This window comes from Arthrobacter sp. 10T413_2 (genome assembly GCF_056394205.1).
In genome coordinates this window covers 1-5,555 of sequence record NZ_JBFTHK010000230.1, presented here as the reverse complement: position 1 = coordinate 5,555, position 5,555 = coordinate 1, and the positions used below count along the sequence as shown (strand labels likewise).

Here is a 5,555-nt window from a genome sequence, read left to right as displayed (position 1 = left end):
CCGGCTTTTTTCGCCGTCCGAGAAAGCCGTGCTCGACGTGGAACCGGTGGTGGTGCGCCCGCCGCGCACCCCTGGTGCCCAGTTGGCGGTGCTGAACCGGGTATACCGAGGCAACGCCCAGCAGAACAGTATGGAGGAACGTCACGGCACGGCACTGGGCACGCTGAAGGAGGTGGCACAGTCCATCCGCGGCCCGCTCTCCGCCGTCAACGCGGCGGTGTATATGGGGTTCGCGGTCGCCGGCCGCCGAGGCGCAGCGCCGGCAGGCGGGTGGGAACGCGACGAAAGTAGCCGCCTGCCTGCCGCGGCCCGTCACGATTCCCATGACGATTCCGGCCGGCCTATCACGCGTGTTCCGGTCACGGGTATTCCGGCTACTGGAGTCCCGGTCCGGGGAGCCGGCCCGCTCCATTCCAGTCCTCCGTCGTCAGCTCCCGTGGGCTAGCTTCTGCCGGCGGCTGCGGATTAGGCGGCGACGCCGGCCTGTGCGCCAGGATCTCGGCGAGTTCGGCAAGCCGGTGCGCACGGGCGGATTCGGCCGGCGTGAACGGCTCGCCGGGCCGGAAGAACGTAATGGGTCCTTGCCACGCCGTCGGAATCTTCAGGACCGTACCGTTCGCGCCCGCCGCGGGCGTCGCCTCGGCGCTGCCGGAGGCCTGTCCCGTGATGATCCGGGCCCGCAGCAGTTCCGCGACCGCCAGCGGGAGCTCCTCCGGGCTGGCCGCGATCCGGGCGGCCAGGCTCAGCGCCCCGGTTTGGCCGTCGGCCATGGCAAGGGCCGTGGTCGGCCAGACATGCGGGTCCGCCCCGCCGCCCGCCCGCAGCGCTCGGAGCAGATCGGCCTCGCGGACTTCACCCGGTGCGGAGAGCACGAACTCGTCCAGCACGCCGCCGGCCACGGGGTGTACGTGGATACTGAGAATGTTGGTGTCCAGGCCGGCCAATGCCTGAGTGAGCTTCTGCAGCGACCCGGGCTTGTCCTTCAAGACGGTCCGCGCCCGCCACAGGGCAGGTGCCGCGACGAGCCGTTTGCGGTGGCGCAGTGCCGGGGCGTGCAGCCAGCCCCGGAGCATCCGGGCCGCCGAGGGTTCCGCCACCCAGATCACAAGGATGGTCGCGGTCATGGTCAGAACCAGGACTTTGGCAACATAGGGCAGGTGCGTTCCCACCACCGCCGCATGCACCAGCAACTCGATCGGAAGCATCACGGCGATATTCGCCAGGGTCAGCCGGGTCTTGGTCGGTTCCGGCATCTGGCCGCACACTTCGCAACTCAACTCAGAAGAGGCAGGGTGCCGGGTCTTGCCGGGGGACTTGCCTGGGGTTTTGCCAATGGCATCGCGCGTCATGCTCCAATGATTCCGGCCCGCTGTTTCGGCCGGATTGCCGCCGGGTGACGGTTTCGGACCGCCGCTGCCGACGGACCCGCGGCAGGCCTGCGGGAGGACGCGTCTAGCGGCTGGCCACGTGGCGGGGACTGTCCTCGTCCACGGTCCCCGCGAGGTTGCCATTCCCGTTGCGATCCTTGCCGCCCTCCACGTTACGGTCGCTGCCATCGCCGGGTTCCGGACCTGCCAGCCGGGCCAGCAGGTCGCGGATTTCGGCCAGCAGCGCGGTGTCGGCCGGGATCGGCTCTTCCTCGGGCTCCGCTGCGCTCAGCCGGTTCTTGACCATCCTGTTGATCCGGTTCATGGGGGCCACGAAGATGAAGTACACCACCGCGGCGGTGATGAGGAAGGTCAGGAAGGCGGTGACCACAGCGCCGATGTTGACGAAGGTCTTGTCGTTGCCGGGCCAGATGTGGAAGCCCAGGCCCTGGGTCTMGACGCCGCCGGCCGCCGCGATGATCGGGTTCACGATGTTGGCGGTGAAGGCGCCGACCAGGGCTGTGAAGGCGGTGCCGACGACGACGGCGATGGACAGTTCGATCACGTTGCCGCGCAGGATGAAATCCTTGAATCCTTTGAGCATGGGGAACCTCCGGTGTGCGTTGCTGGATGTCTCTGCCGTGAGTCGCTTGTCTGATTCACAGGTGCTTGATTCAGTTGCTTGATTCAACCGATAGACGCTACCACTTCGCCGGTGCCCGTCAGATTCCGATCAACGGGTCACTATGTGGCGGCGGCGCCGTTCCGGCGTAAAATCCACGGTGGATGCCAGTGCCGCCGTCGTAATATACAGACCGCAACGAAAGGCGCCCCAACCTATGGAGGCCGGCACCGTGAAGCTGTTCGCCGAGATGTTCACCATCGCTCCTGCCAACAAGGACCACCGTGTTGCCCTCCGCTGCGCCGTGGGCGTCTTTGTCCCGCTGATCACCTTGGTGCTGCTGGGCCGCCTGGATCTGGCAATCTTCGCCTCCTTCGGTGCCTTCACCGGGATCTACGGCCGGAATGAACCGCATGCCCGGCGGCTGACGCTMCAAGTGCGGGCCGGAGGGCTCATGCTCCTGGTGATGTTGCTGGCCGCCCTCACGGCCCGTGTGGACGTGCTCCTCGGGCTTTCGGGCGAAGGCACCACCTGGCTCCTGGTTGCGGCCACCACCGTGGTGGCGGGTGCTTGCTCCCTGGTTGTCGCAATGTGGCGCCTGCGTCCCTCGGGTTCGCTGTTCCACATCTTCGCGTTTGCGGCCATCGCGTCGATACCTAACCAGCCCCCGCTGTGGCAGTGCATGCTGGTGGCCGTGCTCACGGTCGCGTTCTCCCTGCTGATCGGCCAGTCCTCACGCCTGGCACGGAGCCGCCGGGCCCCGTGGGTCAGGGCCAAGCCCGTGAGTCTGACGCCGGCTGAGAAGCGCGCCGCGTGGCAGGAAAGTGCGGGCTATCTCGTGGCGGCGGGCCTGGCCGGAACGCTGGGGACCCTCGCCGGCGAATGGCTCGGGGTCGGCCACAATTACTGGGCGATGGTGGCCGCCGTCGTGCCACTCGTGGGGCACACCACCAGGCACCGGGTGAGCCGCGGCCTCCAGCGTATCGCCGGCACGGTCGTGGGACTGGTACTGCTTGCCGGGATCCTGCTGCTGCAGCCGACGCCGTGGCAGACGGTGCTGGTCATTGCCGCGTGCCAGTTTGGCGCTGAGATGTTCATCGCGCGTCAGTACATGCTGGCGCAGGTCTTTGTCACGCCGCTGGCCCTTATCTCGACGCTTCTCGTGGCGCCCGTGCCGCCCGGCATCCTGCTCCGCGACAGAATCGTGGAGACCGTGATCGGTGCCACCGTCGGCATCGCCGTCGTGCTGGCGCCAGGGGCCTGGCGCCGCCTGAGGGGCCGCGGGACGGCTGCGCCAGGGCGCCTCGCCTAGGATTGCCCGACGCCGGCACCAGTGCGGGACGTTGCGGCGATGGTCTGCGGCACGAAAGCCAGGGCGAGAACAGCCAGGACCGCGGCGGCGGCAAAAACGTAGAAGCCCCACGGGTAGGCGATGCCGGCGGCGACCAGCGCGCCCGTGACGGCCGGACCCAAGATGGCCCCCAGCCGCCCCACGCCCGCGGCGAAGCCCAGGGCGGTGCCACGCAGTCGAGCAGGGAAGAGTTGGCTGACCCAGGCGTAGACCAGGACCTGGGAGCTGAAGACGAACACGCCGGTGACAAAGACAGCGGCGTAGAGCACTACTTCGTTCTGGATCTGGATGCTGAGAGCGGCGAGGAACACGGCGGAAAGGCCAAACCAGAGCAKAACGATCCTCTTGGTGCCGTGCCGGTCGGCCAGGACCCCGGCAATCAGGAGGCCCACCACTGCGCCGACATTGAGGACCAGGAGCAATGCGAGGCCGGCGTTCAGGCTATAGCCGGCGGAGGCCATGAGCTGGGGGAGCCAGGTGTTCAGACCGTAKACCAGCAGCAGGCCCATGAACGAGGCCACGGCCACGCCGGCGGCGATCAGGGGGTAGGGCCTGCGGCCCAGGTCCCGGAAACGGGCACGCTCTTCCTCCGGCGCATTATCCGCGTGGTGCACCGGCGGGAGGGTTTCCGGAAGCTTGAACCACAGGAAAGGGACCAAGGCAAAGCCTGCCAGGCCGCCCACCACGAACATGGTCCGCCAGCTTGGAATTACCATGATGGCCAGGAACGCGGTGGCAATGGCGCCGGCGTGGTATCCGGTCATGGTCCGGGTGGTGGACTTTMCAGCCGTCCCGGCAGGCGCGTAGTCGTTCATGTAGGCAAGCGCTGCTGGCAGGCAGGCGCCCAGTCCGAGGCCGGCAAGCAGCCGGAACGTGCTGAACCACGCCACGTTCGGTGCGAAGACGACGGCGATCGTAAAGGTGGAGAACCATGTCACGCAGGCCACCAGCAGGTTCCGCCGGCCGAAGCGATCCGATAGCGGGGAAATGAAGAGCGCGCCGAGCCCCACACCCACCAGGGAGATGGTCGCCGCGAACGTCGCCCCGATTGCGTCGAAGCCAAGTTCATGCGACTTGATGAGGGTCGGGATGACCGTGCCGAGGACCACCAGGTCAAAGCCGTCCAGCACCATGGCCAGCCAGCAGAGCCACACGGGCCACCTTGATTTATTGCCCAATGACGACATTGACATTGCTACCTCAGCGCTATTCTTGACGTGGTTCCGTGTGTCCGGCCGGCATTGGCCGTACTTTTCTTATCGTGAGAGTTCTATCACTCGTCGGTGTTGCATGGGACACTTCATACCATTGAACGGAAGGGGTATCGTGGCCAATTCGACCTCCGGCGATTCGGTGGTGGACCGGATCCTGCGGCTCATTGCCGCCTTCCCGGAGGGTGTCACGGCACTGCAGCTTTCCGACCTTGCCGCCAGGGCAGAGCTTCCCCTGACCACTGCGCACAGGCTGGTCCGGCAACTCGCCGGACACGGACTCCTTGATGTCGGCCCCGGTGRCTCGGTCAGCCTCGGACTGCGGCTCTGGGAGCTCGTCAACCGCAATTCCCCCACGCTTGAGCTCCGCCAGGCGGCGCTGCCGTTCATGGAGGACATCCAGCAGGTGCTCAACCAAAACGTGAACCTCGCCGTGCTGGACGGCGAGGAAGCGCTCTTCGTGGAACGGCTGTCCCGCCGGGGATCTGTTGCCAACCGTGCGCAGGTGGCCGGCCGGATGCCCGTCCACGTGTCCTCTGCCGGCCTGGTGCTCATGGCCAACCAGCCCCGCGCCATCCAGGCCGAATATCTGGCGGGATTCAGCGACCCGACCGGCAGGCTGGTCGCCGATGATGTCCGCGCTCTCCTGGGTGAAGCGGCCCACCAKGGCTATGCGCAGTTGGCCGGCGTTGTGGACCCGGACACCTGGGGGATCGCCGTCCCCGTGCTGGACCGCAGGAAGCGCACGGTGGCGGCCCTCGGCGTCGTGGTCCCCCTCCGCGAAGTGCGCCTGCAGGCGCTTGTTCCCGCGCTCCAGACGGCGGCCCGCGGGATCGGGCGGAGGCTTGGCGAGTCACGCGAGAGCATCGAATTCCATTCAACGGAATCGTTGTAACGCGTATCACGCATCCGGGAGCACACTGGTAGCCAGACGACCAAACCGGCCCAGTTCCCGACCCCGGGACCCCGCAACGAAGCGAGAAGCACATGGCACAGCGAAAAGT

General features: G+C 67.1%; 5 protein-coding genes and 1 pseudogene. 3 read left to right on the top strand and 3 right to left on the bottom strand.

Annotation, left to right across the window (positions count from 1 at the left end; genetic code table 11):
• A pseudogene (locus tag AC1DBQ_RS21215) lies at window positions 1–445 on the top strand (hypothetical protein); the annotation flags it as partial.
• Here the strand turns inward: AC1DBQ_RS21215 and AC1DBQ_RS21210 are convergent.
• Together AC1DBQ_RS21210 and mscL are read right to left on the bottom strand one after the other, a co-directional pair.
• Window positions 375–1,253 (bottom strand): ACT domain-containing protein, encoded by an 879-nt coding sequence (locus tag AC1DBQ_RS21210; protein WP_476930390.1) that lies wholly within the window; start codon window positions 1,251–1,253, stop codon window positions 375–377. The pseudogene AC1DBQ_RS21215 and the gene AC1DBQ_RS21210 overlap by 71 nt on opposite strands.
• A 199-nt stretch (window positions 1,254–1,452) precedes the next feature.
• Window positions 1,453–1,971, bottom strand: coding sequence for a large conductance mechanosensitive channel protein MscL (mscL, locus tag AC1DBQ_RS21205; protein ID WP_476930389.1), 519 nt, complete (start codon window positions 1,969–1,971; stop codon window positions 1,453–1,455).
• Window positions 1,972–2,221: 250 nt separating this feature from the next.
• Here mscL and AC1DBQ_RS21200 point away from each other — a divergent pair, with 250 nt between their 5' ends.
• A complete protein-coding gene (locus AC1DBQ_RS21200) occupies window positions 2,222–3,301 on the top strand; it encodes an FUSC family protein (protein ID WP_476930391.1) in 1,080 nt (359 codons plus the stop codon).
• Here the strand turns inward: AC1DBQ_RS21200 and AC1DBQ_RS21195 are convergent.
• On the bottom strand, window positions 3,298–4,533 hold the full coding sequence (locus AC1DBQ_RS21195; protein WP_476930388.1) for an MFS transporter: 1,236 nt from the start codon (window positions 4,531–4,533) through the stop codon (window positions 3,298–3,300). The two genes, AC1DBQ_RS21200 and AC1DBQ_RS21195, sit on opposite strands and share 4 nt — an antisense overlap.
• A gap of 133 nt (window positions 4,534–4,666) precedes the next feature.
• Between AC1DBQ_RS21195 and AC1DBQ_RS21190 the strand changes: the two genes are divergently transcribed.
• Window positions 4,667–5,446, top strand: coding sequence for an IclR family transcriptional regulator (locus tag AC1DBQ_RS21190; RefSeq protein WP_476930387.1), 780 nt, complete (start codon window positions 4,667–4,669; stop codon window positions 5,444–5,446).
• The last annotated feature ends 109 nt before the right edge of the window (window positions 5,447–5,555 follow it).

Coding starts and splice junctions, on each gene's coding strand:
- AC1DBQ_RS21210 (WP_476930390.1), bottom strand. CDS start 1,253: ATGCCGGAACCGACCAAGACCCGGCTGACCCTGGCGAATATCGCCGTG.